Origin of the sequence: Massilia norwichensis (assembly GCF_024753245.1) — a bacterium.
Taxonomy (GTDB): domain Bacteria; phylum Pseudomonadota; class Gammaproteobacteria; order Burkholderiales; family Burkholderiaceae_D; genus Telluria; species Telluria norwichensis.
The window spans coordinates 85,018-110,106 of the sequence record NZ_JANUGX010000008.1 but is presented as its reverse complement, the minus strand read 5'-3'; the positions used below and the strand labels follow the sequence as shown (position 1 = coordinate 110,106).

Annotated in this window: 22 protein-coding genes, 1 tRNA gene and 1 pseudogene; 6 read left to right on the top strand and 18 right to left on the bottom strand. The window is 60.3% G+C overall.

The annotated features are described in order from the left end of the window. Nucleotide 1: 1 nt before the first annotated feature. The 10 genes from epsG to NX782_RS08950 all read right to left on the bottom strand — a co-directional run bounded on the left by epsG (nucleotide 2) and on the right by NX782_RS08950 (nucleotide 12,032). Nucleotides 2-871, bottom strand: a complete 870-nt coding sequence (epsG, locus tag NX782_RS08995; protein ID WP_258845105.1) for a chain length determinant protein tyrosine kinase EpsG — start codon at nucleotides 869-871, stop codon at nucleotides 2-4. 27 nt (nucleotides 872-898) lie between these two features. After that, nucleotides 899-2,308, bottom strand: a complete 1,410-nt coding sequence (gene epsF, locus NX782_RS08990) for a chain length determinant protein EpsF (protein ID WP_258845104.1) — start codon at nucleotides 2,306-2,308, stop codon at nucleotides 899-901. A 61-nt stretch (nucleotides 2,309-2,369) separates the two neighbouring features. After that, the gene (epsE, locus tag NX782_RS08985) at nucleotides 2,370-3,158 is read right to left on the bottom strand and encodes a polysaccharide export protein EpsE (protein WP_258845103.1); all 789 of its coding nucleotides are present in this window, start codon (nucleotides 3,156-3,158) and stop codon (nucleotides 2,370-2,372) included. 33 nt (nucleotides 3,159-3,191) lie between these two features. Beyond that, nucleotides 3,192-4,271: an EpsD family peptidyl-prolyl cis-trans isomerase gene (locus NX782_RS08980; protein ID WP_258845102.1), complete on the bottom strand. Its 1,080-nt coding sequence runs from the start codon at nucleotides 4,269-4,271 to the stop codon at nucleotides 3,192-3,194. 148 nt (nucleotides 4,272-4,419) lie between these two features. Beyond that, nucleotides 4,420-5,400 (bottom strand): GDP-L-fucose synthase, encoded by a 981-nt coding sequence (gene fcl, locus NX782_RS08975; RefSeq protein WP_258845101.1) that lies wholly within the window; start codon nucleotides 5,398-5,400, stop codon nucleotides 4,420-4,422. Between the two features lie 3 nt (nucleotides 5,401-5,403). After that, on the bottom strand, nucleotides 5,404-6,519 hold the full coding sequence (gmd, locus tag NX782_RS08970; RefSeq protein WP_258845100.1) for a GDP-mannose 4,6-dehydratase: 1,116 nt from the start codon (nucleotides 6,517-6,519) through the stop codon (nucleotides 5,404-5,406). Between the two features lie 167 nt (nucleotides 6,520-6,686). Further along, nucleotides 6,687-8,066 carry an undecaprenyl-phosphate glucose phosphotransferase gene (locus NX782_RS08965; RefSeq protein ID WP_258845099.1) on the bottom strand — a complete coding sequence of 460 codons (1,380 nt, stop codon included), beginning with the start codon at nucleotides 8,064-8,066 and terminating at the stop codon, nucleotides 6,687-6,689. 20 nt (nucleotides 8,067-8,086) lie between these two features. Beyond that, the gene (epsL, locus tag NX782_RS08960) at nucleotides 8,087-9,286 is read right to left on the bottom strand and encodes an XrtB/PEP-CTERM-associated polysaccharide biosynthesis outer membrane protein EpsL (protein ID WP_258845098.1); all 1,200 of its coding nucleotides are present in this window, start codon (nucleotides 9,284-9,286) and stop codon (nucleotides 8,087-8,089) included. Nucleotides 9,287-9,324: 38 nt separating this feature from the next. Beyond that, entirely contained in the window at nucleotides 9,325-10,053 is a 729-nt protein-coding gene (locus NX782_RS08955) for a CAAX prenyl protease-related protein (RefSeq protein ID WP_258845097.1), read from the bottom strand. Between the two features lie 47 nt (nucleotides 10,054-10,100). Beyond that, nucleotides 10,101-12,032 (bottom strand): ATP-binding cassette domain-containing protein, encoded by a 1,932-nt coding sequence (locus NX782_RS08950; protein ID WP_258845096.1) that lies wholly within the window; start codon nucleotides 12,030-12,032, stop codon nucleotides 10,101-10,103. A 144-nt stretch (nucleotides 12,033-12,176) separates the two neighbouring features. On the opposite strand from NX782_RS08950, the gene NX782_RS08945 reads away from it, so the two are divergent. After that, nucleotides 12,177-12,251, top strand: a tRNA-Arg gene (locus tag NX782_RS08945). Between the two features lie 175 nt (nucleotides 12,252-12,426). Further along, entirely contained in the window at nucleotides 12,427-13,644 is a 1,218-nt protein-coding gene (locus tag NX782_RS08940; protein ID WP_258845095.1) for a tyrosine-type recombinase/integrase, read from the top strand. Here NX782_RS08940 and NX782_RS08935 read toward each other — a convergent pair whose 3' ends face one another. Next, nucleotides 13,645-13,869 (bottom strand): helix-turn-helix transcriptional regulator, encoded by a 225-nt coding sequence (locus NX782_RS08935; protein ID WP_258845094.1) that lies wholly within the window; start codon nucleotides 13,867-13,869, stop codon nucleotides 13,645-13,647. It lies immediately after the preceding gene. 282 nt (nucleotides 13,870-14,151) lie between these two features. Between NX782_RS08935 and NX782_RS08930 the strand changes: the two genes are divergently transcribed. After that, a complete protein-coding gene (locus NX782_RS08930; RefSeq protein WP_258845093.1) occupies nucleotides 14,152-14,352 on the top strand; it encodes a hypothetical protein in 201 nt (66 codons plus the stop codon). Between the two features lie 363 nt (nucleotides 14,353-14,715). On the opposite strand, the gene NX782_RS08925 is transcribed toward NX782_RS08930, so the two are convergent. The 4 genes from NX782_RS08925 to NX782_RS08910 are packed head-to-tail and all read right to left on the bottom strand — an operon-like array spanning nucleotide 14,716 to nucleotide 19,138. Continuing rightward, complete coding sequence (locus NX782_RS08925) at nucleotides 14,716-15,444, bottom strand: M48 family metallopeptidase (protein ID WP_258845092.1); 729 nt, start codon at nucleotides 15,442-15,444, stop codon at nucleotides 14,716-14,718. Between the two features lies 1 nt (nucleotide 15,445). Further along, entirely contained in the window at nucleotides 15,446-17,185 is a 1,740-nt protein-coding gene (locus tag NX782_RS08920) for a type I restriction enzyme subunit R domain-containing protein (protein ID WP_258845091.1), read from the bottom strand. Beyond that, nucleotides 17,166-18,725: a type I restriction endonuclease subunit R gene (locus tag NX782_RS08915; protein ID WP_258845090.1), complete on the bottom strand. Its 1,560-nt coding sequence runs from the start codon at nucleotides 18,723-18,725 to the stop codon at nucleotides 17,166-17,168. The genes NX782_RS08920 and NX782_RS08915 overlap by 20 nt, the downstream gene beginning before the upstream one ends. Then, complete coding sequence (locus NX782_RS08910; protein ID WP_258845089.1) at nucleotides 18,722-19,138, bottom strand: restriction endonuclease subunit S; 417 nt, start codon at nucleotides 19,136-19,138, stop codon at nucleotides 18,722-18,724. Before NX782_RS08910 ends, NX782_RS08915 begins: the two co-directional genes overlap by 4 nt. Here NX782_RS08910 and NX782_RS08905 point away from each other — a divergent pair. From NX782_RS08905 to NX782_RS08895, 3 genes and pseudogenes are all read left to right on the top strand, one after another. Continuing rightward, the gene (locus tag NX782_RS08905; protein ID WP_258845088.1) at nucleotides 19,132-19,413 is read left to right on the top strand and encodes a transposase; all 282 of its coding nucleotides are present in this window, start codon (nucleotides 19,132-19,134) and stop codon (nucleotides 19,411-19,413) included. The genes NX782_RS08910 and NX782_RS08905 overlap by 7 nt on opposite strands. Nucleotides 19,414-19,454: 41 nt before the next feature. Beyond that, a protein-coding gene (locus NX782_RS08900; RefSeq protein ID WP_258845087.1) for an IS3 family transposase occupies nucleotides 19,455-20,704 on the top strand; the annotation gives its coding sequence in 2 pieces (ribosomal slippage) (nucleotides 19,455-19,740 and nucleotides 19,740-20,704; 1,251 coding nt in all). Nucleotides 20,705-20,745: 41 nt separating this feature from the next. Then, nucleotides 20,746-21,630 (top strand): annotated as a pseudogene (locus NX782_RS08895) (IS3 family transposase); the annotation flags it as partial. Here NX782_RS08895 and NX782_RS08890 read toward each other — a convergent pair. Genes NX782_RS08890 through NX782_RS08880 form a run of 3 tightly spaced genes read right to left on the bottom strand, consistent with a single transcriptional unit; the run spans nucleotide 21,593 to nucleotide 25,071 of the window. Next, the gene (locus NX782_RS08890; RefSeq protein WP_370661779.1) at nucleotides 21,593-21,826 is read right to left on the bottom strand and encodes a PAAR domain-containing protein; all 234 of its coding nucleotides are present in this window, start codon (nucleotides 21,824-21,826) and stop codon (nucleotides 21,593-21,595) included. The pseudogene NX782_RS08895 and the gene NX782_RS08890 sit on opposite strands and share 38 nt — an antisense overlap. Nucleotides 21,827-21,829: 3 nt before the next feature. Further along, nucleotides 21,830-23,332 carry a T6SS immunity protein Tli4 family protein gene (locus tag NX782_RS08885; protein ID WP_258845086.1) on the bottom strand — a complete coding sequence of 501 codons (1,503 nt, stop codon included), beginning with the start codon at nucleotides 23,330-23,332 and terminating at the stop codon, nucleotides 21,830-21,832. Further along, a complete protein-coding gene (locus NX782_RS08880) occupies nucleotides 23,320-25,071 on the bottom strand; it encodes an esterase/lipase family protein (RefSeq protein ID WP_258845085.1) in 1,752 nt (583 codons plus the stop codon). Before NX782_RS08880 ends, NX782_RS08885 begins: the two co-directional genes overlap by 13 nt. Nucleotides 25,072-25,089 lie beyond the last annotated feature (18 nt).

The window sequence follows — 25,089 nt, the reverse complement described above, 5'->3', positions numbered from 1 at the left end:
CTCAGAACTCCATCACCACCGAGCCGAGGATCTCGCAGCCGGCGTCGACCAGCTGTTCGGCGGTACGGCCGATGTGCGAGATGCGGGTGTAGTTCTTGCGCGTTACCAGCAGCGCGCCGCCGGCGCGGCTGGCCACCGCCACCGCGTCGACCCCGGCCTGGAAGGGCGGGACGTCGTACAGCACGATGTCGTAACGGCTTTCGAGCATGGTATTCAGGTTGCGGAAGCCTTCGCGCGCCAGAAGCTCCTGCGGATTCGGCGGCAGGGTCCCGGCAGGCATCACCGACAGGTCGACGAAGGCCGGCACGCGGGCAATCACGTCGAGGTCGGCACGCCCGGCCAACAGGTCCGACAGGCCCTGGCGCGGCTTGATCGCGAACGCATCCTGCTGACGCGGGGCGCGCAGGTTGGCATCCACCAGCAGGGTCTGTTCGCCCAGCTGCGAGAACACGATCGCCAGGTTGGCCGCGAACAGCGCGGCGCCATCGTCCTGGTCGACGCCGACGATGGCCAGCGCGCGCCGGCCGCGGGCGAACCAGCGCAGCATCAGCTGGCTGCGGATCGCGCGCAGCGACTCGACCTGGGGCGAGAACGGCTCGTAGGCGGCGACCAGCTTGGGCGACAGGCCGGCCTGCCCTTTCTGCAGATACGGATAGGAGAACTGGCGCGCCAGCACCTGCTGGATATCATCCTCGCTCACCAGTCCCAGGCGCACGGCCGCTTCGCCGAAGCGGATGCCGGTTTCCTTCTGCATGCGCAGCACGCGTTCGGCATCTTCCGGGTTCAACTTGCCGGAATCGAGCAGGAGCGCGCCCATGCTCATTTCGGCGGCGTGGTCGGCGGGGACGGCGGATAGCATCGGTGAATTCATGGTCGGTCCTCGATCAATTCAGGCGCTTCAGTTCAGGCGCAACAGGCGGCGCGGCGTCATCAGGGAACGGATGCCGCCGCCGCGGCGGTGCGGCGTCTTCCATTCGATGGTGCCGAGCACCGGGATGCCCAGCATGTCCTTGACGTCGCTCGGCGAGCGCACCGGACGGTTCAGCAATTCCAGCAGCAGGGCCAGGCCGACGCCCAGCACGGTACCGGCCAGGATGCCGACCAGGGTGTTCAGCAGCACGCGCGGGCCGGACGGCTCGGTCGGCGCCACGGCCGGGTTCAGCAGCGAGATGTCGGACTGCTCGGACTGGGCTTCGATGCGGGTTTGCGAGAAGCGCTGCGAAGCGGCGTCGAAGGCGCGCTGGGCGCTGTCGAGATCTTTCAGCAGCACGCCGAGTTCGTCGCGGGCGCGGTTCAGTTCCAGCACCTTGGCCTTCTGCTGGGCCACGGCTTCGCGCAGTTCGGCTTCGCGCTGGCGCATCACCTGGGCATTCGCGCCGACGCTGCGCGAGACGGTGGCGAGGGCGGCGTTCAGCTCCGCGCGGACTTTGCCCAGCTCGGCCTGTGCGGCCTGGTATTGCGGGTGGTTCTTGCCGTAGCGCTGCGAGGTATCGGCGAACTTGCCTTCGGCGGTAGCCAGGTTGGCGCGCATCTGCTGGATCAGGGAGTTGTTGGCGACGTCCGGCGAGGTCAGCGCGGAACCGGCGGCGGCCTGGCGCGAATTGCCTTCCATCGCGGCGGTCTGGGCCTGCACCAGCTGGGCCGACAGTTCGTTCAGGCGCGACAGTTCGACGTCGACACGGTTGTTGTCCAGGCTGACGATGCCCTTCTCCTGCTGGTACTTCGACAGGCGGGCCTGGGCAGCTTCGAGGTTGTCGCGCAGCTGCTTGGTCTGTTCGTTGAAATACGAGGATGCTTTCTTGGCCGGCTGGGTTTTCAGCTGGACGGTGATCTTTTCGTACTCGTCGGCGAACGCGTTGGCGACCGCCGCCGAGAAGGCCGGATCGGCGCCCTTGAAGCTGATCTCGACCACCGAGGATTCGCGCGAAGGCACGATCTCGAGCTTCTTCAGCAGCAGGTCGGCCAGCCAGTCGCGCACCGAGCCGCGCCCTTCATTGGCTTCGTTGAATTGCTGGATCACGGCCGGGCTGCTGGCCAGGTGCAGCGCATCGACCACGCGCAGCGCCACGTTCTTGCTGCTGATGATGTCGATCTGGGTGGCCATATAGCCCGGCAGCAGCTGGCCCGGCATGGTCAGCCCGGTCAGCGGATCCACCCCTTTGTAGTTCAACAGAACGGATGCCGTCGCCTTGTAGGTCTTGCCCTGGATTAAGCTCCAGCCCAGGGCCAGCGCGACCGTCAACAAGAGGGTCGTCAGGATGATCTTCTTCCGCGCAAGCAAGATCAGCAGGAATTGATGGACGTTCATGATGAACCTTTTTCAAAACGGGTGGAACAAAGAAGCCCCGACCGCCGGGGCCTCAACTACCTTAAAACCAGCTTTCTTTCACGGTGATGACGTCGTCGGTTTGCACCAGGTCATCACCCTTCACTTCCATCGTCTTCGCCACACCGCTGGCATCCTTGCGGGTAATCCGCAGACCGCGCTGGGTGCCGCGCTGGGTCAGGCCGCCGCCGGCCGACAGGGCCTGCTGCACGGTCATCGCGCGCTCGATGCGGAACGGACCCGGCCGGTTCACTTCGCCGGTGATGTAGGCACGCGGAGCGCGCTCGACGAAGATGATGTCGCCGCCGGCCACTTCGTAGTCGCGGTTCAGTTCGCCCTTGCGCACCATGTCGACGATGTCGATGGTTTCGCGGGTGGTGGTGCCGTTACGGGTGCGCACCAGGCTGACCATATCGCTTCCTTCTGCGTTGACGCCGCCGGCAATGGCCAGCAGATCCAGCACCTTGCGTTTACCTTCGACCGGATAACGTCCCGGACGATTGACCTGGCCCAGCACCGACACCTGCTGGCTGGCCAGCGTGGTAATCAGGAGGTTGACCTGGGCCTTCTTCAGGTAGCCGCCCTTCTCCAGCAGGCCGCCGATTTTCTTCTCGGCCTGTTGCGTGGTCAGGCCGCCGACCTGCACTTCGCCCAGCAGCGGGAAAGTCAGGCTGCCGGCTTCCGAGACGCGGGTCTCGGTGGCCAGGTCCGGGCTGCCATAGACCGAAGCCTTGACCACGTCGCCCGGTCCCAGCACGACTTCGGCCGCGTTGGTAAAGCCGGCGGCGAGTGCCAGGGTTGCTGCGATCATCCAGTGTACGAGTCGTTTCATTTTTATTCCCTCTTTTTGATCAATGTTGACGTATCACTTCAGGCCGGCAACGCCGCGATCCAGCGCCGCCTTGTCGGTGCCGTTGTCGCGGTCCGGCGCTCCGGCCGGGGCCGGGGTTGCGCCCGCACCGGCGGCCGGCGTGCCGCCGTTCTGGTCGGCGACCGGCGCGGCATCGGCGCCCGCCACCGCGCTGGTCGGGACGCCGCCTGCCGGCATCGCCGGTGCAGCCTTCGGATCGGGCATCATCGACTTGTTGATGTACTCGATCTTGGCGTCGGCGCGCAGGCGCTGCAGCTCGGCCGAAGCCAGCTCCTTGTTCTTCTTGTTCACCAGGAACTGCTCGATCTGCGGGGCGGCGACCGCCAGTGTGACCGGCGCATCCTTGACCTCGTTCACGGAAATGAACATCGCACGCGGGCCTTCCTTGACCACGAACAATTGGCCCTTCGGCATACCGAGCAGCTTGGACGACAGCTGCGGCGGCACGTCGGCGGTGCTGCGGGTGATCTGGGTACGTCCGTACTTGATCTTGTGCGCATCCATCCAGACCGCGACCTCCTCCAGCGACTTGGCGCTGTCGGCGGCGGCACGCACTTCAGGCGTGAGATCGTTGGCGCCGATGACGATTTCGCTCATGCTGAATTGCTTGCGGTTGGAGAAAAATTCCGGATGTGCGTTGAAGTAGTCTTCGACTTCTTTCGACGTGGGCTTGGTGACGTTGCCCACACGCTTTTGCAGGTAAGCCTGGGCGATGATCAGCGACTTCGCGCGGTCGATCGCCTGCATGACCTTGGGATCGCGGTCCAGGTTTTCCTTGGCTGCCGCCTCCTGCAGCAGTTGGCGGTCGATCAGGACTTGCAGCAGCTGCTTGCTGGCCGTGTCCTGCTGGGCTGCCGTGACGCCGGCACGCTGCAGTTCCTCGTTCAGCTGCAGCACCGTGACTTCTTCGCCGTTGACGCTGGCCAGGGCTTGTCCCGGTTTCTTTTCTTTCGTCGCCTTGTCGCCGCATGCGCTCAAGGTTGCCGCAACCAGGATCAGCGCGGCGCACAGCACGCGCTTCGGGGTAGAGGGAGCAGAGGTCGTTTTCATGGCAGCCAGGTGGTATGTGTTCAAGATAGTTTCCTTGGGGGTTAGTGGAACTCTTTTTATGCCGAAGCAGTCTCAAGCTTCAGTCTGCTACTGATGCATTCTGGGTGCCGCACGCTTGCGCCTCTGTTCGTCGGTTAACACTCAACCGTAGGCGTGCGCGCGCGGCGTCCCATCAGGCTGCCGCACGGTTCTGTTCCGCCTCCGTCAGCTCGACGAAAGCGGCATAGGCCTGGCGCAGGCCTTCCGACAGCGGCGTGCTGGCCTGCCAGCCGAGCTGCGTCAACTTCGACACGTCCAGCAGCTTGCGCGGCGTGCCGTCCGGCTTGCTGGTGTCGAAGCCGATGCGGCCGCGGTAGCCGACCACCTCGCCCACCAGGCGCGCGAGCTCGGCGATGGTGACGTCCTGGCCGGTGCCGACGTTGATGTGCGAATGCATCGGATCGGTGTACTTGGCATAGGTGGCCTGGTCGAGATTCATCACGTGCACGCAGGCCGCCGCCATGTCGTCGACGTAGAGGAACTCGCGCATCGGCTTGCCGCTGCCCCAGATCACGACCTCCGGTGCGTTGCTGAGCTTGGCTTCGTGGAAGCGTCGGATCAGGGCCGGGATGACGTGGCTGTTTTCCGGGTGGTAGTTGTCGCCAGGACCGTAGAGATTGGTCGGCATCACGCTGCGGTAGTCGGTCCCGTACTGGCGGTTGTAGCTCTCGCACAGTTTGATGCCGGCAATCTTGGCCATCGCGTAAGGCTCGTTGGTCGGCTCCAGCATGCCGCTCATCAGGTACTCTTCCTTGATCGGCTGCGGCGCCATGCGCGGGTAGATGCAGGACGAGCCCAGGAACAGCAGCTTCTGTACGCCATTGAACCTGGCCTCATGGACGACGTTCGCCTGCACCATCATGTTGTCGTAGATGAAGTCGGCCGGATAGGTATTGTTGGCGTGGATGCCGCCCACCTTGGCGGCTGCCAGATAGACCTGGTCGATCTTCTCGGTACGGAAGAACTCGCGTACCTGGGCCTGGTCCGTCAGTTCCAGTTCCTTGTGGCTGCGGGTGACGATGTTGGTGTAGCCTTGCGCGCGCAGGGTGCGCACGATGGCCGAGCCGACCAGGCCGTTATGGCCGGCGACGTAGATGCGGGGCTGAGTATTCAACGTTCACTCCATTGAAATTGCAACGTTGTAACCATGCGATGCCAGCAGCTTGTGGCGGCGCGCCGTGTCCAGATCGGCCGCCACCATTTCCTGCACCATCGCTTCGAAAGGGGTACGCGGTTCCCAGCCGAGACGCTCGCGCGCCTTGCCGGGGTCGCCGAGCAGGGTGTCGACCTCCGTCGGGCGGAAGTATTGAGGATCGACCGCGACGATTGGTTGGCCTACCACAACCCCCGGCGCTTTATCGCCGCTCACGGAAGCGATCACGCCGCGCTCGTTCACGCCCTCCCCCTGCCAGGCGATCTCAATGCCCAGCTCGCGCGCAGCCAGCTCGACGAAGGTGCGCACCGAGTACTGGCGCCCGGTCGCGATCACGTAGTCTTCCGGCTTGTCCTGCTGCAGCATCAGCCATTGCATCTCGACGTAGTCGCGGGCGTGACCCCAGTCGCGCAGCGCATCCAGGTTGCCCAGGAACAGTTGCTGCTCCAGGCCCTGGGCGATGTTCGCCAGGCCGCGCGTGATCTTGCGGGTCACAAAGGTTTCGCCGCGGCGCGGGGATTCGTGGTTGAACAGGATGCCGTTGCAGGCATACATGCCATAGGCTTCGCGGTAATTCACCGTGATCCAGTAGGCGTACAGCTTGGCCACTGCGTAAGGGCTGCGCGGATAGAAAGGCGTGGTCTCGCGCTGCGGGGTTTCCTGCACCAGGCCGTACAGTTCGGAAGTCGAAGCCTGGTAGAAGCGCGTCGTCTTTTCCAGCCCCAGGAAGCGGATCGCTTCCAGCAGGCGCAGGGTGCCGAGGCCGTCGACGTCGGCCGTGTATTCCGGCGACTCGAAGGAAACCGCCACATGGCTCATCGCGCCCAGGTTATAGACCTCGTCCGGCTTGATCTCGCACATGATGCGATTCAAATTCGAGGTATCCGACAGGTCACCGTAGTGCAGGAAAAAGTTCGCGTCCTCGAGATGGGGATCCTGGTAGATGTGGTCGATGCGCCCGGTATTGAACAGCGAGGCGCGCCGCTTGATCCCGTGTACTTCATAGCCTTTCGAGAGCAGCAGTTCGGCAAGGTAAGAGCCGTCCTGTCCGGTCACTCCTGTGATCAGCGCTTTTTTCATGTTCTTGCTTGCCTTTCAGGTAGCAGACCCAATCTGGATAAGCCCCTTAAAATATTGCAATCTCATCAATTATTCTACGCAGCCCAATCGTCCCCGCAAGCGCCGATCCGATTGAATCCGCCCCTTTAAGTCAACCTTAAGTAGACTTAATTTCCTCTAAAACATATTTAAAATGCGTTTTCGCGCATCAACACGACTTTGACAGTCTTGAGCACGATCCACAGGTCCAGCCATACGGACCAGTTGCGCAGATAGTCCAGGTCGTACTGGATGCGCGCTTCCATCTTGTCCAGCGTGGCGGTTTCGCCACGCAAGCCGTTGACCTGGGCCCAACCGGTAATTCCCGGCTTTACTTTGTGGCGCAGCATGTAGCCCTTGATCAGCTTGCGGTACTGCTCGTTATGCGCCACCGCATGCGGACGCGGTCCGACGATGCTCATCCTGCCCTGCAGCACGTTGATGAATTGCGGCAGCTCGTCCAATGAGGTACGGCGCAGGAAGCCGCCGATCTTCGTCACCCGGCCATCGTTGCGCTGGGCCTGCACCACCGCACCGCCGTTCTCCATCACCGTCATCGAGCGGAACTTGTAGACGATGATCTCGTCGCCATACAGGCCGTAGCGGCGCTGGCGGAAGATGATCGGGCCGGGCGAGCTCAGCTTCACGGCGATGGCCACCACCAGCATCAGCGGCGCCAGCATCAGCAGGATCAGCGAGGCCAGCACGATGTCCGAGGCGCGCTTGATGGTGCTGTTCAGGCCCATGAAGGGCGTCTCGCAGATAGCGATGACGGGCATGCCGCCGACGTTGTCGAAACGCGCCTGCATCAGGTCGAAGATGTAGACGTCGGGCAGGAAATAGACCGAGGCCGTGGTGTCCTGCAGCTCGTCGATCAGTTTGCGGATACGCGGCTGGGCCGAGATCGGCTGGCTGATGAAGATCATCTTGGTACCGTGCTCGCGCACGTACTGGGCCAGGTCTTCGGTCTTGCCCAACATCGGGTAAGGCATGTCGGCGGGAATGCGGTCGTCGGCGCGGTCCTCGAAAAAGCCGCGCACTGCCATGAACAGATTCGGGTGCTGTTCGACCACGCGCGCGAACTTCAGGCCGACGTCGTTGACGCCGACCACCACCACCGAACGCACTTCCTTGCTGCGGCCCGGCGCATTCGCCAGGCGCGCGGCGATGTGGCTGGTGAGCAGGATCACCGGCGTGGCGACTGCCCAGGCCAGCAGCACGCGTCCATCGTAGAAGTACTTCAGGCCGCTCGACGAGCCGAGGAACCACAGCACGGCCAGGGTCACGCCCCAGCCGAACACGGTATCGCGCCCGTAGGCCCACATGCGTCCGCTGCGCCAGGTGCGGTAGGGATCGATGTGCTGGTACACGGCCGACGAAATGAAGAAGGCCAGGATCATCAGCACCAGCATGTAGCCGGAGAAAGGCTCGTGGTACACCAGTGCCGACAGGTACAAGGTTCCCATGATGATCAGGGGATCGAGCACCCGCTGGAAGAACGATATCAGTGGTATGTCATTGACCGTCATAGGAACCTGAAAGAACTGCCTCAGAACTGGGCGTTGGCCGTCAGCGTCACGCTGTTCGACTTGAAGCTGCCGGTTCCGATGGCCACGGAGCCGCTGCGCTCCTGGTGTGCGACGCCGCCCTGCACCTGGAGTGTGGGACGCGGGCGCCAGGTCGCGCGCAGGGTTGCCGTACGCACCGAATCGCGCAGGTTGTCGGACCCGGCAAACTCGCGGCGCGCGCTATAGCTGCGGCGTTCGTAAATGGCGTCGGCATTGACCGAGATCTTGGCCGTCGCATCCCATTGCGCGCCCACGCTGGCGCCCTTGTTCAGGGTGTAGCTGACGATCGTGCTCTCGAGCGGCGCGAAGTCGCGCCAGGCCGCGGCCGTATAGGTCATCTTGCCGCGCGGCTTGTAGGTGGCGTTGATCTTGCCAGCCAGGCCGCTGGTCTTGCCCTCGCCGAACGAGGCCTGGTCGCGGCGCGTGTAGCCGATCAGCGCATCGAGCGTGGTCGAGCCGGTCGCGAGCCACTTCACGCGCGCCTTCAACTCGTCCTGGGTGAAGCCGTCGTTGACCGTGAACGGACCGACCGGACGCGGGAACGGATACTTGCCCTTCACGTGGCGCGCCACCAGGCCGACCGTGCTGCCGCTGCGCGCCAGGTAGTCGAGTTCGAGTTCGCTGGTGTCCTCGGTACGGTTGTTGTAGCGGTTGCTGATCGCCTCGTAGTTGTACTTGTCGCGCTGGAAGCCGGCCCGCACGCGCCATGCCGAATGGAAGCGCCAGGCGCCGTCCACGTAATTGCTGCGTGTGGTGCGCAGGTTGCGCTCGTTGCTGGCGAAGTCGGTGTACGGCGCCAGCACCTGCTGGTAGGTCGTGCCGATCCTGCCTTCCAGATGATTGCCGAGCTGCCAGGCCCAGTTGGCCTGCAGGTCCTTGCCGTCGTAATCGAGCTGCTTGAAATGGTCGAAGTTGGTCTTCGACAGCTTGGCCACGAGCGTGATGCGCTGCCGGCTGTAGGTATTGTCGAACAGCAGGCCGCCTTCGCGCGTCCACCACGAGTCGCCGCGCGTGTTGTCGAAGGCCGGGCGGTCTTCGGGAATGCGGAAGAGATTATCGTCGTGGCCGTAGGCGACGCCGCCGTAGACGTGCAGCGCATCGCTGGGTCCTGCCCCGGCCGGTATCGCGGCAAAGGCGGACAAGAGCAGGAGGGCAAGGGGACGCACGCGGGAATTCAACATGATTGTTTGTCTTCTTAAAGTTAAATGCGCTGGATGGTTTACCAATACGACCAGTTGCCGGTCCGGACGACCCACAGTCCCAGCAGGCCATTGGTGACGGCGTGCGCGAGGATGGGTGACCACAGCGTGCGGTGGCGCATGTACAGCAAGTTGTAGGCCGCGCCCGCGACGATGCCGGCCAGCCACAGGTTATGCTCGAAGCCGAACAACAGGACGGAGATGATGAAGCTTTTGAGACCGAGTTGAGATGGCTCAACCGACTCGAAATTGGGAGCGGCAATCCAGCGCATCAGGAAGGAGCGCCAGAACAGTTCTTCCATCACCGGCACGACCAGGGCCGCACCGAAGATGCGGATCGCGACCAGCAGCCAGTCGATCTGGCCACCCTGGCCGCGCGGGTCGAAACCGGCGGAAGAACCGAAGATCATCCAGTCGGCATCCAGGCTGATCCACAGGACCAGCACCACGACACCGGTGGCGAGCGCAGTCAGCGCTTGTACGGAAGAAAGGCGGAAAGGCTTGAGCTCGGCATACTGGCGCCAGAACAGCGCCAGCAGCAAAACAACGACAGCAATCTTGAGGGGATAGAGCCAGAGCAGCGTGGAGGCGGCGACGCCCATGCGTTCGAGGACGTCGCCGGCGACGATGAAGAACAGGTAGGCCGCGAAAGGCAGGATGCGCGCCCAGGCCGCAGCGTTGAACATGGGTGCATCGGCAGGCAAGGCTGCCGTGCCAGGTGGAGCGATGCGGTCGTCATGTTCGGTCATGTCTCTCCATCAGCAGGCACCTGGCCTGCGCTCTCTAGCGAGCCATGCTACTCCCCCCTGGCGCGCGCTTCGAGGCGCTCCCAGCGATCCAGGGTTTCAAGCAGCAAGTCCTCGATCTCCGCAAAACGGGCGTTCATTCTGCGCGCATCTGCGGGATTGGTCTTGTAAAAGTCTGGCGAATTCAGCTGGGCCGTGATTGCCGACTGCTCATCTTCAAGGCTGGCGATGAGCTGAGGAAGTTCCTCCAGCTCTCGCTGCTCCTTGTAGCTCAACTTTACCTTCTTGCTGGAGGCGTTCTGTGCGCTGGATGACATTTCATTCGTTTTAGGCGAACTCGTCTTTACAGCCTGGGCCGGTGCCGCGGCCGGCGGCGCTTTGGCAGCCTCGTTTTTCACGCGTTCCCAGTCGCTGTAACCACCGACGTATTCGCGCCACATCCCCTGCCCTTCGGAAACGATCACCTCGGTGACGACGTTGTCGAGGAAGGTGCGGTCGTGGCTGACCAGGAACACCGTGCCCTTGTATTCGGCCAGCAGCTCTTCGAGCAGTTCGAGCGTGTCGATGTCGAGGTCGTTGGTCGGCTCGTCCAGCACCAGGCAGTTGGCCGGCTTGGCGAACAGGCGCGCCAGCAGCAGGCGGTTGCGCTCGCCGCCGGACAGCGATTTGACCGGCGAACGCGCACGCTCGGGTGCGAACAGGAAGTCGCCGAGGTAGCTCATCACGTGCTTGCGCTGGCCGTTGACCTCGACCCAGTCGCTGCCCGGCGAGATCGTGTCGGCCAACGAGGCCTCTTCGTTCAGCTGGGCGCGCATCTGGTCGAAGTAAGCCACGTTCAGCTTGGTGCCGAGCTTGACGATACCGCTGTCGGCCGTCTCCTCGCCGAGGATGATCTTCAGCAAGGTGGTCTTGCCGGCGCCGTTCGGGCCGATCAGGCCGACCTTGTCGCCGCGCATCACGATGCCGGTGAAGCCTTCGATGATCACCTTGTCGCCGTAGCGTTTGGAGACGTTTTCCAGTTCGGCGACGATCTTGCCCGAACGCTCGCCGGTACCGACGTCGAGCTTGACCTGGCCCTGCTGGTCGCGGCGCGCGGCGCGCTCCAGGCGCAGCGCTTCCAGGCGGCGCACGCGGCCTTCGTCGCGGGTACGGCGCGCCTGCACGCCCTTGCGGATCCACACTTCTTCCTGGGCCAGCACCTTGTCGAACTTGGCGTTCTCGATCTCCTCGATCGCCAGCAACTCCTTCTTGCGTTCCTGGTACTTGGTGAAGTTGCCCGGGAAGGACAGCAGGCGGCCGCGGTCGAGTTCGATGATGCGGGTGGCAACGTTATCGAGGAAGCGGCGATCGTGGGTGATGAACAGCACCGAGCCGCGGAATTCGCGCAGCAGGCCTTCCAGCCACTGGATCGAGGTGAAGTCGAGGTGGTTGGTCGGCTCGTCCAGCAGCAGCACGTCGGGGCCGGAGACCAGCGCCACCGCCAGTGCCACGCGCTTTTGCATACCGCCCGACAGCGTGCCCATCTGCGCCGCGCCGTTCAGGCCGAGGCGGCCCAGCGTGGTTTCGACCTTGTTATCGAGGCTCCAGGCATCGGTCGCATCGAGCTTGACCTGCAGCTCGTGCATGCGCTCCATGACTGCATCGTCATTGCCCTGCCCGAACTGGCCGGTCAGCGACTCGTACTCGGCCAGCATGCTTGTGAGCTCGCCCATGCCGCCGGCGACGGCGTCGAACACCGTCATCGCCGGGTCGAAAACCGGCTCCTGTTCGACGTAGGCGATCTTGAGGCCCTGCTGCATGACCAGCAGGCCATCGTCGAGTTTCGAGCGACCGGAGATAATCTTCAACAGCGAGGATTTGCCGGTGCCGTTGCGGCCGATGAGACCGACGCGCTCGCCGACTTCCAGCGAGAAGTCGGCATGGTCGAGCAGCGCGACGTGGCCGAAAGCCAGTTGCGCGGAAGAGAGGGAAATGACAGCCATGATCGTGTGCGGCAATGAAAGAAAGGCGCATTGTACCGACTAGCGTCGGCAGACCTCGAATATTGTCCGAATCATCGGCTATAATTGCGATCGGTTCACGATTCCGGCCTGTCCGACAGGGTCCGCTCGCCGAATCGCAGTGTCCTCTCCGTAGTACAATGGATAGTACAAGCGCCTCCTAAGCGTTAGATACAGGTTCGATTCCTGTCGGAGGGACCACCTCTTCAAATCGAGGTGTCTCACAGCATCTCAACATCCCGCCTCTCACTCTGAGGCCGCGCAAAGCGATAGTCTCATCAGGAACCATCCTGAGTCCGGTCATCTCAAAATGCTGTTGGTACTTTTGTTGGTACCTTCATTTCGAGTTCGAACGCATACCAACAGGACGGACCAGATGGCACTCACAGACACCTTCATTCGGCTGGCAAAGTGGAGCGGCACGAAAGCTGGCGACAAGCACAGTGACGGCGGCGGGCTGTATCTCTTGGTTAACGGAGTCGGCAAGTATTGGCGCTTGAACTACCGCTTTGCCGGCAAGCAGAAGACGCTCGCGATTGGCGTTTACCCTGCCGTCCCATTGGCTGCCGCCCGCAAGACGCGCGACCGCGCTCGTGAGCTGCTGGCTGCTGGCAAGGACCCCGGCGCGGAAAAGCAGGAAGCCGCGAAAGAGGCCAAGCGGGCAGCGGGCGCGCTGTTCGAAGTCGTTGCCCGCGAATGGCTGGAGGCCTCAGCAAGTACACGAGGCCCGGCGACGCAACAGCGCGTCGTTAGCTGGTTCGAACGCGATGTCTTTCCGCTCATCGGCAACGTACCGGTCAACAGCGTCCGTCCGTCCGACATCCTGGATCTCATGCAGCGGATGCAGACACGCGGCATTATCGATTCGATGCGCCGTGTGCTTGCTTACATCAGCAAGGTTTTCGAGCTGGCGATGGTCAAGGAACTCGTCGAGCGCGACCCGACTACAGGCATTGCGGCGCAACTCCAGCAGCGCACCGACGGGCATTTCGCCGCGATTACGAAACCCGTCGAAGTTGGCGCACTGCTCCGCGCGATCCACGGCTACCAGGGCCATCCCTATTGCCGGGCGGCGCTCAAACTGGTGCCACTGGTGTTCGTCCGTCCCCACATGCTACGCCACGCGGAATGGTCGGAGATCGACCTGGAAGCAGCCGAGTGGCGTATCCCTGCCGAGAAAATGAAGATGCAGAACGATCATGTCGTGCCACTGGCCCAGCAAGCAGCTGGAATCCTGCGTGAAATGCACGAGATCATCGGGAGGCGGCAATACGTCTTCCCCAGCATTCGTCATGACGGTCGCCCAATGAGCGAAAACACGATTAACGCAGCGCTGCGATCGTTGGGCTACGAGGGCGAAGTGATGACGGGACACGGCTTTCGCGCGATGGCGCGCACGTTACTGGACGAGGAGCTTGGCGAACGCGTCGACCTGATCGAGCACCAGCTGGCGCAAGCGGTCAAGGATCCGAATGGCCGCGCTTATAACCGGACTACTCACTTGGCTGCACGTCGGGAGATGATGCAGCGGTGGGCCGACTATCTCGACAAACTGCGGCTCGGCGCCGACGTGGTACCACTGGGCAGCGCGTGATCAACGCGGCGTATCCAGCCAGGCGCGCACGTCTTCAACGCGCCAGGCAGTAACCCCAGCAGACAGTTTGACCGGGGCCGGAAACTGTCCCGCCGCGACTTTACGCCAAAGGGTCGCCGGCGAGAACGGAATAATGCCGGGCGCTCCCTTCTTGCCGACGAGCTGACTTTGCCGGACATAACCGGTTTCGTGCAGAGTAAGGGTGGTTCTTTCCGTGGAAGACATCGCACTGTGCAATTGAACGTTGACAATTTGCTAGCAGTTTGGCGCTGACGCTCTGACGCGGCAAGCTCAACCTTGACAGTCTTTTTGTTGCGTCAAATCGTGCGGGCTTGACTATTGACGGTCAATAGTATTGCCGCTTACTCAGCAGAAACTGGCTTTGGGTAAGCAAGCATGTCGTTTTTGGTTCGCACGACTGCGGCATATGCCGCGCTTGTCGCCGCGAACATCGCTCTATAATTGGATATCCGAACACGCGCGGAGGTGCCACAAATGGGAAATTTGGTGAGCATGACCGTGGAGGTTTCGCCAGCGCTGAACGCGAAACTCCACCAGTTCGCGGAACTGAACGGCACGACGATGGATACGGTTCTGCTGAAGGCGCTGACTCTGTACGGCATTGCGTCCCAGGCGAAGATCGACAATCAGCGGATTGGCGTCGTGGACGCTAACCAGCAGTTGCTTGCCGAAGTTACCGGTATCTAGGAAGAGCCAGGCAAGACGGGAAAGCGGACGAGGCCGCGCGCTGCGCGGCCTTTTTTTGCTCTACTGGGTCCTTGGCTCGGCACCGTGAATCGCCATGGCTGTTCAGCGCATGTATACGAATGTGTACAGCCAAGCGACTGATCACACTGCGTTTTTCGAGTTCTGGCCTTCCCAGCGGCGCCGCGACGAGCAAAGTGTAAACGCTGAATATCCTATTTAATCAACGAGTTATCGCCGATTTTCGGCTCTCACGTTACGTGCGTAATGTGTGTGCTCTTCTAAAGGGGGGATGGGGGCTGTGCCCCCCACTTTCGCTTGTTTGCAATGCGGTCCGCTTCACTGGATAGCGTCCTGCTGATTCAGTCATCGATTGAGCAGCAACTCTGCCAAGTCATCGAGCTCGGCTTTTCGGGCCGCCCAGTCGGTCAACACGGTTCCAAGCAGCCGGTAGAAGCGCTCACTGTGGTTGTGCTCTTTGAGGTGACAGAGTTCGTGGGCAACCACATACTCGATGCAGGCTCTTGGTGCTTTCACCAGAGCTGGGTTGAGCAATACCTCCCCTTTGGGCGAACAACTCCCCCACTGCGTTCTCATCGACAGCAGGCGCAAAGGTGGCGCATGACGCAGCCGCATTCGAGACGACAAGTCTTGCATCACTCGGGCAAACACGTCGCCGGCACGCTCCCGATACCAGGCATCGAGAAGCCGGCGCACAGCTTGCGCGTCAGGCTTTGCGGTGGTGACTTCCAAACGGCCGCGCCACAAGCGGACCCCGTTGCCCTGGCTTCCTTGCGCAGGCTGAATTTTCAGCATGTGGCGCCGCCCTAGGTAGAAGTGCGTCTCACCACTGACATACTCCCTGGGGAGTACATGACGCTTGCGCTCATGCTGCGCTTGCAACTGCTGCCACACCCAGCGCGCACGCTGGAGGACGGCCTGCTTGATTTCGGAGATCGCCGCGCCTTCCGGCGCTTCGACCTGCACCCGACCATCTGGCAGCACATGAATCGACACACGCTTTCGCAGCCGCGGTATGAACCGCACCGAAAAGCCGATGCGCTCGTCGCCATAGACGACGGAATACTCGTCCACCTCACTGCCCCCCGCGCGACAACCCTACCCGAGTCACCTGGATTACCTGGTCGATCGCCTCCTTAGCCTTGTCCAGCCCCATCAATCCAAATAGCCTGGGCAGCAGCGCCTTGCGGATGGCAGCCTCGATGTCCTGCGGGCTGAGCGAATGCTCGGCCACGGCCCGCTGTACGATGTCGTCGATCTCTTTGGCTTGCTGGACCAGCGCACCATGGTCAGCCTGGCCGAAAGCCTCTTCGCCGAGCACCATGCGGCAGATGCCGAAATAGGCGCGCACATGCTTGTTGTCTCCCAGCCCCTCGGGCAGTCCCCCGATGTCGCGCGTCTCGACCTGCTCTTCGAATTTCTTGAATAAAGCGTATTGCTTGACCGGGTGGTCGAACATGGCCTCGGCTTCGGCGATCGCCTGCTTCAGCAACTCCGCAAACACCTTCTGCGCATAGGGATCGTCGGCCAGGTCCTGCTCGATGGTCTTCTTAAGGCGGGTACGGATCATGTCGGTCTCGTTGCGCGTCTTCTCCTCGCTCCACTGTTCGGTATCTTCGGGCTGGCCTAGCTGGTGGACAACATAAACGCCATCGGGTTCGCGCACCTGGCTGCCGATCACCTGCTTGTCCACCAAGCGCCGGATCTGCTCCTCATACACGCCGTAGTCCACCGTTTCGAGCGCATCCTGCCGGGCGATTTTCCTCAGGCTGGTAAAGAAGCGCAAATCCTCCTTGTAGCGCTGCACGTCGGCTTCGGAAAAGCTGTGGTCCTCGAAAAAGCTGCGAGATGACAGGGCCGTCTGGAGGCACAAGCCGAACGCGGTCAACGCGCTATAGAAGTCATCGCGCACCTTCTGGCGCGTGTCGTAGCTCTGGCCGTCCTCGTCTTCCGCATAGCGCGGCATCAGGACCTGGCGATACTGCTCCAGGTCCTGTTTGTTCTTTACTTCCGCGAATATCGTCCACAGGGCATCGTGCAGGCTGGGAAGCCGCTTGTATTCCGTACTGATCTTCTGGTACAAGCCTTCAATATCTGCTATTTCGTAGCCGCCTTGCGTGCGCGTTTCCAGGTCTTGATAGGCGCGCACCGCCGTGTCCAGCTCCTCAAGGATGCCGCGGTAATCCACCAGCACGCCGTAGCGCTTTGCCTCGTGCAAGCGGTTCACGCGAGCGATGGCCTGGATCAGGTTGTGGTCCTTCAGGGGCTTGTCGATGTAGAGAACCGCATTGCGCGGCTCATCGAAGCCGGTCAGCAGCCGGTCCACCACGATGAGCAGATCTGGGTCGCCATCGCTGCCGAAGTCTTTCAGCACCTGATCCTCGTAGGGCTCGGCGTTCTTGCCCACATTGTTGTTCCACCACCGCTGCACCTCGGGGAGCTTGCTCTCGTCCACCTCGGTGTTGCCTTCCCGGCTGTCGGGCGCGGAGATAATGACGGCGCTGCTCACCAGACCGGTATCGTCCAGGTACTGCTTGTAGCGGATTGCTTCCAGCTTGCTGGCGGTGGCTACCTGACCCTTGAGTCCAAGGTCGAGCTTCTTGATGTTCTCGCTAAAGTGCTGTGCGATGTCCCATGCAATCAGCTCGATGCGATTGGCAGCCCCGTATACGACCTGCTTGTTGGCGAATTTGCGCTTGAGGTCAGCCGCCTGCTCCGCGGTCAAGCCCGCCGTGATGCGATCGAACCAGCGATTGACGGCTTCCTCGTTGATGGTCAACTCGGGCACACGCTCTTCATACAGCAGCGGCGCCACGGTACCATCCTCGACCGCGCTGCATCGTATAGGCGTGCACGATCGGGCCAAATTTGTTGGCGGTCTTGTCCTTTTTCAGCAGCGGCGTACCCGTGAACGCGACGTAGGCGGCGCGCGGCAAAGCCTTGCGCATGCGCTCGTGCGTTTCACCACCGTGGCTGCGGTGGCCCTCGTCCACTAGCACGATCATGTCGTCTGACGGGTTGTAGCACTCGGGCAGCTTCGATGCGGTAGCGAACTTGTGGATGAGCGTGAAGACGATCCGTTCGCTGCCCTGGCCAATGCGCTTGGCCAGCTCGCGGCCGGAACCCACCTTGGCTTTCTCGCCATCTTTCTTGGTGGCGACGGCCGAGCCGAACGCGCCACTGTTCATGAAGTTGCGGGCTAACTGGTCTTCGAGGTCGATCCGGTCCGTCACCACCACCACGCGGCAAGACTGCGTGTTCCGATGCAACACCAGCGCCTTGGTTAGGAAAACCATGGTAAAGCTCTTGCCCGAACCCGTCGTATGCCACACCACGCCGCCTTCGCGACCACCATCGGGCTTGCGCAGATTGATGCGTTCCAGCAGCGCCCGGATGCCGAAGAACTGCTGGTAGCGTGCGACCACCTTGCCGGCCTTGCGGTCGAACAGCACGAACAGGCGCAAGAACTCGAGAAAGCGCTCGGGCTTGAGCAGCGCGGCCAGTAGTCGATCCTGATCCGTCGGTAGCAATGGTTGAGCCCACAGCTGACGGAAGTAGGCCTGTAGCCTGGGCGGTTTGCCGGCCAGGAGCGCGGCTTGCACGTTGGCCTCAAGCGGGTAGTTCTTCCACTCACCCACCTGGGCATCGCTGAACTGCTCTTCGCGCCAGCGTGCCCAAAACTTCATTGGGCTGCCAGTGGTGCCATAGCGCCCTTCGGCATGGTTCACCGCCAACAGCAACTGGGCATAGGCGAACAGATGCGGAATCTCATCGTGACGCTGGTTGCGGAGCTGCTGGCTGATACCCTCGTTCACCGTCACCTTGCCGGCGTGCGCGGCATCAGGGCGCTTGGCCTCGATCACGGCAAGCGGCAGGCCGTTCACATAACCCACCAAGTCCGGGATGCGATGATGCGTGCCGTGGGTGGAGAGCACTTCCAGCTCCTCGGTCACGTCCCAGCGGTTGGCCGTGATGTCGCCCCACTCCATGAGTGCGATCGTGGGCTGATGCTTTTTGCCGTCTGGCATAAATTCAGTAACGGTCACTCCCAGCGTGAGCATCTGATAGAGTCGCTCATTGGCAGGCAGCAAGCCCTCGGCCAGGTTCAGCGCCTGCACCTGCCGCACGATCTGATCGATGCCGCTCGGAGACAGCGGGTACTCCTCGCCCTTATAGTCGAAACGGCGGGTTTGCAGCACCTCGATCAGCCGGGCTTTCAGGATGACTTCACGGGTACTTCCGCGCAAAGCCATGGCCTCGGCCGTTGGCAGAAAGTGCCAGCCGAGGTTGACCAGCAGGTGCAGGGCTGGTAGATGGGCGCTGTACTGTTCGCAGGTCTGGGGGACGGTAGTCATGCGGCTTTTGGCTCGGCAGTCGGTTGCGAAAGATGGACTCGGCGCTTGCCGGTGAGCAAGTCGACCATCAGAGCGTGCTTCTGTGTCTGAAGGGCATGAAGGTTCGCCTGAAGAAGTTTAATTTCTTCAGACGCTGCAGCCAGTATGCCCGCGACGTATCGTTGGCGCTCTATAGGAGGCACGGGAACTTTTACGTTCATAAAGTCATCCGGACGAATATTTAGCAGACCATTATTTCTGACTCCGGTGTTAACCATCGCCCCCAGCTGATCATGAAGATAATCAGCCTCAAAAAGATATTTGAAGAATTCTGGATGGCAGATCTCGTTCAGCTTAAAGCAGACTGGCCTTCCCCCACCACGACGGACACTTTCGATAGGTATGATGTCCCTATCGGAGGTATTACATGGCACGTGAAAGACGAGTTTTCTCAGAAGAGTTTAAGCGCGAAGCAGTCAAGCTGGTAGGCCAGCCTGGTGCGAGCAAGGCGGCAATAGCCCGCGACCTTGGTATCGGTGCCAATTTGCTGGGCCGGTGGTGCAGAGATGCCAACGTTGATGCCGAGGTCGCAGTCGGGCGCGAGAAGGTATCGGCCCAGGAATATGAGCGCATGCGGCGTGAGCTGGCGAAGGTCAAGACGGAGCGCGACATATTAAAAAAGGCGCTCTATAGTGGACCCCGAATTTGAGACGGTGGTTTAAGCTGTCGTCCTTGAAGGGATGATAGCGAATGAGTGAAGGTAAAAAACGCAGGGTGCACCCCGCCGACTTCAAGGCGAAGGTCGGGTTGGAGGCGGTACGCGGAGTGAAGACAGTGACGGAAATCGCGCAGGAATACGGCGTGCATCCGGTGCTGGTGGGCCAGTGGAAAAAGGAGATCCTGGAAAACGCCGGGGCCCTGTTCGACGTCAAGCGTGGTCCGAAGCCGGTCGACGAAAGCAGCCCGGAGGACAAGCTGTACAGCGAGATCGGCAAGCTGAAGATGCAGGTGGATTGGCTCAAAAAAAAGCTTGGGGAATGAGTCCTGCCGAGCGGGCGCGGTGGATCGAGCAGAAGGACGACATGCCTTTGACGCTGCAATGCGAGTTGGCGGGTATTCCGCGCTCGTCGGTGTATCGGCGGCTGGACGCCGCGCTGCGCCAGGAATGCCTGGACGAAGAAGACGGCCAGCTACGTGCCCTGATCGATGAAGAATACACACAGCGGCCGTTTTACGGCAGCCGGCGCATGGTGGTGTTTTTGCGAGGACGCGACTACTGCGTCAACCGCAAGCGCGTGCAGCGCCTGATGCGGGAGATGGGCCTGGCGGGCATGGCGCCGGGGCCGGCGACGAGCAAGCCGCACCCAAAGCACAAGGTCTATCCGTACCTGTTGCGCGGGGTGGCGGTCACGCGGCCGAATCAGGTCTGGAGCACAGATCTGACGTATATCCGGCTGGCGCGCGGCTTTGCGTACCTGGTGGCGATCATCGACTGGTACAGCCGCAAAGTGCTGGCCTGGCGCATCAGCAACAGCATGGACGCGTCGTTTTGCGTGGACTGTCTGGAGGACGCCTTGCGCCACCACGGCAGGCCCGAGGTGTTCAACAGCGACCAGGGTTCGCAGTTCACCAGCGACGCCTTTACCGGCGTGCTCAAGCGAGAAGGCGTGGCGATCAGCATGGACGGGCGCGGACGGGCGTTGGACAACATCTTCGTCGAGCGCTTGTGGCGCAACGTGAAATACGAGGATGTGTACCTGAAGGGGTACGCCAGCATGGCCGAGTTGATGGTGGGACTGGCGCAGTACTTCGCGTTCTACAACGCAGCTCGTCCGCATCAGGCATTGGGCTACGAGACGCCTGATCACGTCTATCGGATCGGCGTCGGAGGCGGCGCGCTGATCGTCGACAAGTTCGACGACGCCAACCAGGAGCGGAAGAAAGACGGTAATACGGGGCAGCGCCGGGCAGCTGCTGAAGTGGAAACGGACACAGCTTAAATTAGCCGGCTGAGTGTCTTGACTGATGGGTCCACTTTACTCGGCTACTTCGCAGCCGACCTCAAGTGAAGTACGGCTTCATTGCCAAATATCGAACTATCTGGCCAACGCGAATGATGTGCCGTCTTCTCAGCGTATCAAGCAGTGGTTTTTACGATTGGCTCGGCCGGCCCGCAAGTGCGCATGAGCGCGAGAATGCCCAGCTCCTCAAGGCAATCAAGCACAGCTATGAAGCCAGCGATGGCACATATGGTTCGCCGCGCGTAGTCCGAGACCTGATCGACGCTGGTTTTTCCTGCAGCGAGAACCGCGTGGCAAGACTGATGAAAGCGGCCGGCATCAAGGCTCGCCACAAGCGACGTCGCGCGCCAGGACAGCTTGATTCGCCAGTCCACGCGATCGCGCCGAATCTGCTGGACCGGCAGTTTGAAGCGACAGGCCCGAATCAGAAATGGGCGGCCGACTTTACCTATGTGTGGACTGGCGAAGGCTGGCTATTTGTCGCTGTTGTCCTCGACCTGTACTCGCGGCGTGTGGTGGGCTGGTCGATGCAGCCGACGATGACGGCCCAACTGGTTATGGATGCCCTGCTGATGGCCATCTTTCGTCGTGGTCGGCCGCGCGAAGTGCTGCATCATTCCGACCAGGGTTCGCAATACACGAGCGAGGATTTCCAGCGGCTACTTGAGTCCCACGGCATCGTTTGCAGCATGAGCCGTCGCGGCAACTGCTGGGACAACGCTGCAATGGAAAGCTTTTTCTCGACGCTCAAGACCGAGCGCCTGAGTAAAAAGCACTACCGGACCCGGGATGATTTACGCGCTGATGTGTTCGACTACATCGAAAGGTTCTACAATCCACGCCGGCGTCATTCCACCATCGGCTATCTCAGCCCAGTACAGTTTGAAAATCTAAAATGCGCCTAACGGAAGTGTCCGTATCGATGGGGGAAGGCCAGTCGCCCTCTGCAATCGTACAGTTGTTATGTCCCTTGATGGGACAACTGCATGTATCGCCCATGCGAGCAACTGGGATACCATCGACCGTAAAATGCGTGGCGCTTACACTTGCGACCTTACCGCCGTGGGAGGTAGCGTCACCGAAACGGATCACATTGCGCATTGCTCAGCCTTTCTGCTCCGGTGACTTTCCTTCGCTCTGACCGTCTTCGGCCGTGCCATCGTTTGTAAGGATACTAGGCGGGGAAATTTGTGCCATTGTCGGTGGCTGAGCCGCTACATTGGCACGAGCGGACGCATCGTCGTAGCTAACCAGTTTCCAGACTGTTGCCGTACGGTATGAAGGCCTTTCTCCCTTGAGCTTTTGCCAAATTGACGGCTCGCCAAGCGAGACCACATGCGGCATGCGTTCGCCGGTCTTGAAATACTGACGTTGGCTACCTTCTCGGTTTCTCGATTCGTCTGGTTCCCACCAACCGGTCTGCGGACAGCTGCGACCGGTTGCGGCAAGTTCCCCAAGCGGAAGACGTGTACCGGCTTCGGCGGATTTCATCGGCGCGCCGCTTGTCGGGCGCACACGAATAGTGCTGGTGATCTTGTCCCAGATTGCGATTACTTCTTCGTCGGTCAGGCTGGATTTCGTAGCGCCGGCAGCGTTGTTAGCGACGCCGGTCTGAAGCTGAACGTCTGCATATGGCTTGAATGGGTCGTGCGGAACGCCGGTGAACTTTATCTGGAAGTCATGATAGGAATGCACATGCTCCTCATCGGGGGCACGCATGAGGACCTCGTAGCCGGTCTTCCAGTCGTAAATCTGGCGCGGGCTCTCGCGGAAGAATTTAGTATTGGCAAGCGCTTTTTTCTCTTCGGGAGTTGCGGGATCCTCCTTAATGCGTTTCCACTGCGCTTTAAGTGATTCATCTTCCGGGTTGTTAGGATTAGCTGGGGCGACATAAATCGAAAGATGGGTATCCGGAAATTCCCTCAAGCGGAAACCAATGCGAATATGCTCGAGAAGATCATCCTTATTCATCGCTGGCTCATCTACTAGAAAAGCGTGTTCAATGCAGTTCCCTGACTCGGTGGGAATTTCGCTTTCAGGGCGTTGTCGCAAACGCCGAACGATGCTATTGATGAGCGCTATGGTTTCATCCCTCTCGTTTTTCATAGGGCGCGCATTAACGATAACGCCATCATTATTTATTCCAAAATATCCATTAATCTTTAGATCATTAATAGCCTCAAAACCATCATAACCAGTAACAATTTTCCCCTCAGGTTGACTTACATTGGTTTCCTCTATTAGAAGAGGAACATGGTCATGATATATCGCTTTTTTGCTTTTTAGGTCAACAATGAATTTTTGCGCCAACTCTCTTACTTCATCCACACCGTTAGGATAGATGCTTACCCCAAGCGGAACTATTGCATCCCCCCAGACGACAGTCGCTGACGCCGGCACGTCGACCATAAACCGTCCGAAGCAAACGGTTTTAGTTTTCTCAAACACAGGTTTCAAACGGGGCATAAGTGCAGTCATATTCGGTGTCTTCCATTCTGATGGGCTACCGTTACAGGCAGTTAAGGTTAAAATCGCTACAAAGAAAGGAATGAGGTACCAGCGTACAATAGCAGTCATATACATGGGTGTCCTTTTCAGCAATTCCATGCTGCCTTCTGTGCAATCCTCACGATGCTGTACAGCGTAGATGCGATTGCCCGAGGATCTTTGTAGCTAGATTGATGTTCATAGCACAACTGGCGAAATACACCTTTGAACATACCGCTTTTTAATTGATGATCGGCTGACTCGGCCGGAACAGTTTGATCGCCTGGTGCGGTAGGCGCTAGAAGAGTGGCATATATCGAATTGGGAACAGCTGCGCCGACGCGCGGCGGGAATGCTTTATCAGGATGTTCCCAATTCCAGCGAACAAGCTCAAGCTTACCTTGCTTGTTGTCGCTGACAACCGGCCAGTCGCGCCAAGCAGCAGTATCTGCGCAATTCTTGCTAATTTCCCACACTACTTCACGAAAGCTGCGCCTCTCGGGGTCGGTGCCGTAATGCGCATAGCTATTAGAGTGATATGTGTTGGCAATCGTTTCGTGGAATTTTTGGGCCTTATCCAAGTAGTTACATGTCCGCTCAAACGTTCCTCCTCCTAATTTTGGAGGCTGACCGGAAGGATTAATCCACTCTTCCCGGAAAAGGCCATACCACTTACCCCGGAGCTTATAGATTTCGGTATATGGATCACCATTCTTCGGCCACGTTTCGACATCACGTCCATTGTGTGTCACGCGAAGCCATCCATTTCCATAGGATTCCGAGGGCAATAATTGCAGTCCGCCCGGCGCGTTTGCAAGTACAGCTGTCACCTCATCACCGTAATTTCCGGCGACCTTAGCACCAAGGCTATCCTGTGGGCCGTGCATTAAGCCAGGGTCTTCGAATCCTGCTCTCATGCGCTTGTACGCTGCAGGCGCGCCTATTGCGGGCATTACCCCGTGAACAATACCCAGAACCTTTTCCTGCAGATTCCCGTAATCCGGATGAACGAGTGCTCGCCCAACCAACCCTCCCATGGAATGGGTTACGACGATTACCTGCTTGCACTCGTAACCGGACTGGTTGAGGTCATCGATGACCTTATTGATGCGCGTTGCGATGATCTGTGCACTGTCTCCATTGGATTGGAGCCAGTTATAACCGAATGCATAGACGGCAAACCAACAGCCGGTGACAGCTTTTTTGAGCTCATCCTCGGTCAATACCTGCTGCGGCAGGCTGGGATCAGCACCCCAGATACGTGGATCAACGCCAACGACATCACGCCATTCCCGTCGGAGCCCACCTCCAGAAAAAATATTATTAAGGCGTGTTTCGAGATGCTGCAACAACTCGCCGTAACTACCGAAAAATACTTCGCCCCAACCACGTGCACGCGACTTTTGTACGGCGGTACGTCCATTCGTCTTAGCGACCGGGTCGTCTGTCAACAATGGCGAAAGGAAACTCTTCTCAAGTTCGACATTATCATGCCTTTCATCTCCGCTAATATCTGACGGTCCGGAAGGATCATATATGTCTACTGTCGTTTGCAATGGGTCTAGCCGAAGTTGCCGTTCACGAGGCAAGCTTTTGGCATTTTTACGGATGTTTGTCGCCCCCAAGCTGTCCGGCCGCCACGCGATATTGTCCTTCTGGCGCAGTTCCTTCTGCCGCTCTGCGCTCATGCGCAAATTCGACCCCATGATCCCCGGGAGAAAAATGACCGGCAGCACCCGCTTGGGCAGGAACCGCGCGCACTGCGGCCGCTTGTCTTGCTTCGGTGTCGCAAAGCCTTCAGCCTTGCGTGCGGCACCGGGATTTAGTTGCGCGGGTAAGGGGTGTTCTGCGGTTGCCATCAGTTTCGCCTCCTGTAG

Coding starts and splice junctions, on each gene's coding strand:
- NX782_RS08935 (WP_258845094.1), bottom strand. CDS start 13,869: ATGTCTTCCACGGAAAGAACCACCCTTACTCTGCACGAAACCGGTTAT.
- epsL (WP_258845098.1), bottom strand. CDS start 9,286: ATGTTGAATTCCCGCGTGCGTCCCCTTGCCCTCCTGCTCTTGTCCGCC.
- epsF (WP_258845104.1), bottom strand. CDS start 2,308: ATGAACGTCCATCAATTCCTGCTGATCTTGCTTGCGCGGAAGAAGATC.
- NX782_RS08880 (WP_258845085.1), bottom strand. CDS start 25,071: ATGGCAACCGCAGAACACCCCTTACCCGCGCAACTAAATCCCGGTGCC.
- NX782_RS08885 (WP_258845086.1), bottom strand. CDS start 23,332: ATGGAATTGCTGAAAAGGACACCCATGTATATGACTGCTATTGTACGC.
- epsE (WP_258845103.1), bottom strand. CDS start 3,158: ATGAAACGACTCGTACACTGGATGATCGCAGCAACCCTGGCACTCGCC.
- NX782_RS08890 (WP_370661779.1), bottom strand. CDS start 21,826: ATGCGCAATGTGATCCGTTTCGGTGACGCTACCTCCCACGGCGGTAAG.
- gmd (WP_258845100.1), bottom strand. CDS start 6,519: ATGAAAAAAGCGCTGATCACAGGAGTGACCGGACAGGACGGCTCTTAC.
- NX782_RS08950 (WP_258845096.1), bottom strand. CDS start 12,032: ATGGCTGTCATTTCCCTCTCTTCCGCGCAACTGGCTTTCGGCCACGTC.
- epsG (WP_258845105.1), bottom strand. CDS start 871: ATGAATTCACCGATGCTATCCGCCGTCCCCGCCGACCACGCCGCCGAA.
- NX782_RS08905 (WP_258845088.1), top strand. CDS start 19,132: ATGGCACGTGAAAGACGAGTTTTCTCAGAAGAGTTTAAGCGCGAAGCA.
- NX782_RS08955 (WP_258845097.1), bottom strand. CDS start 10,053: ATGACCGAACATGACGACCGCATCGCTCCACCTGGCACGGCAGCCTTG.
- NX782_RS08940 (WP_258845095.1), top strand. CDS start 12,427: ATGGCACTCACAGACACCTTCATTCGGCTGGCAAAGTGGAGCGGCACG.
- NX782_RS08965 (WP_258845099.1), bottom strand. CDS start 8,066: ATGACGGTCAATGACATACCACTGATATCGTTCTTCCAGCGGGTGCTC.
- NX782_RS08915 (WP_258845090.1), bottom strand. CDS start 18,725: ATGACTACCGTCCCCCAGACCTGCGAACAGTACAGCGCCCATCTACCA.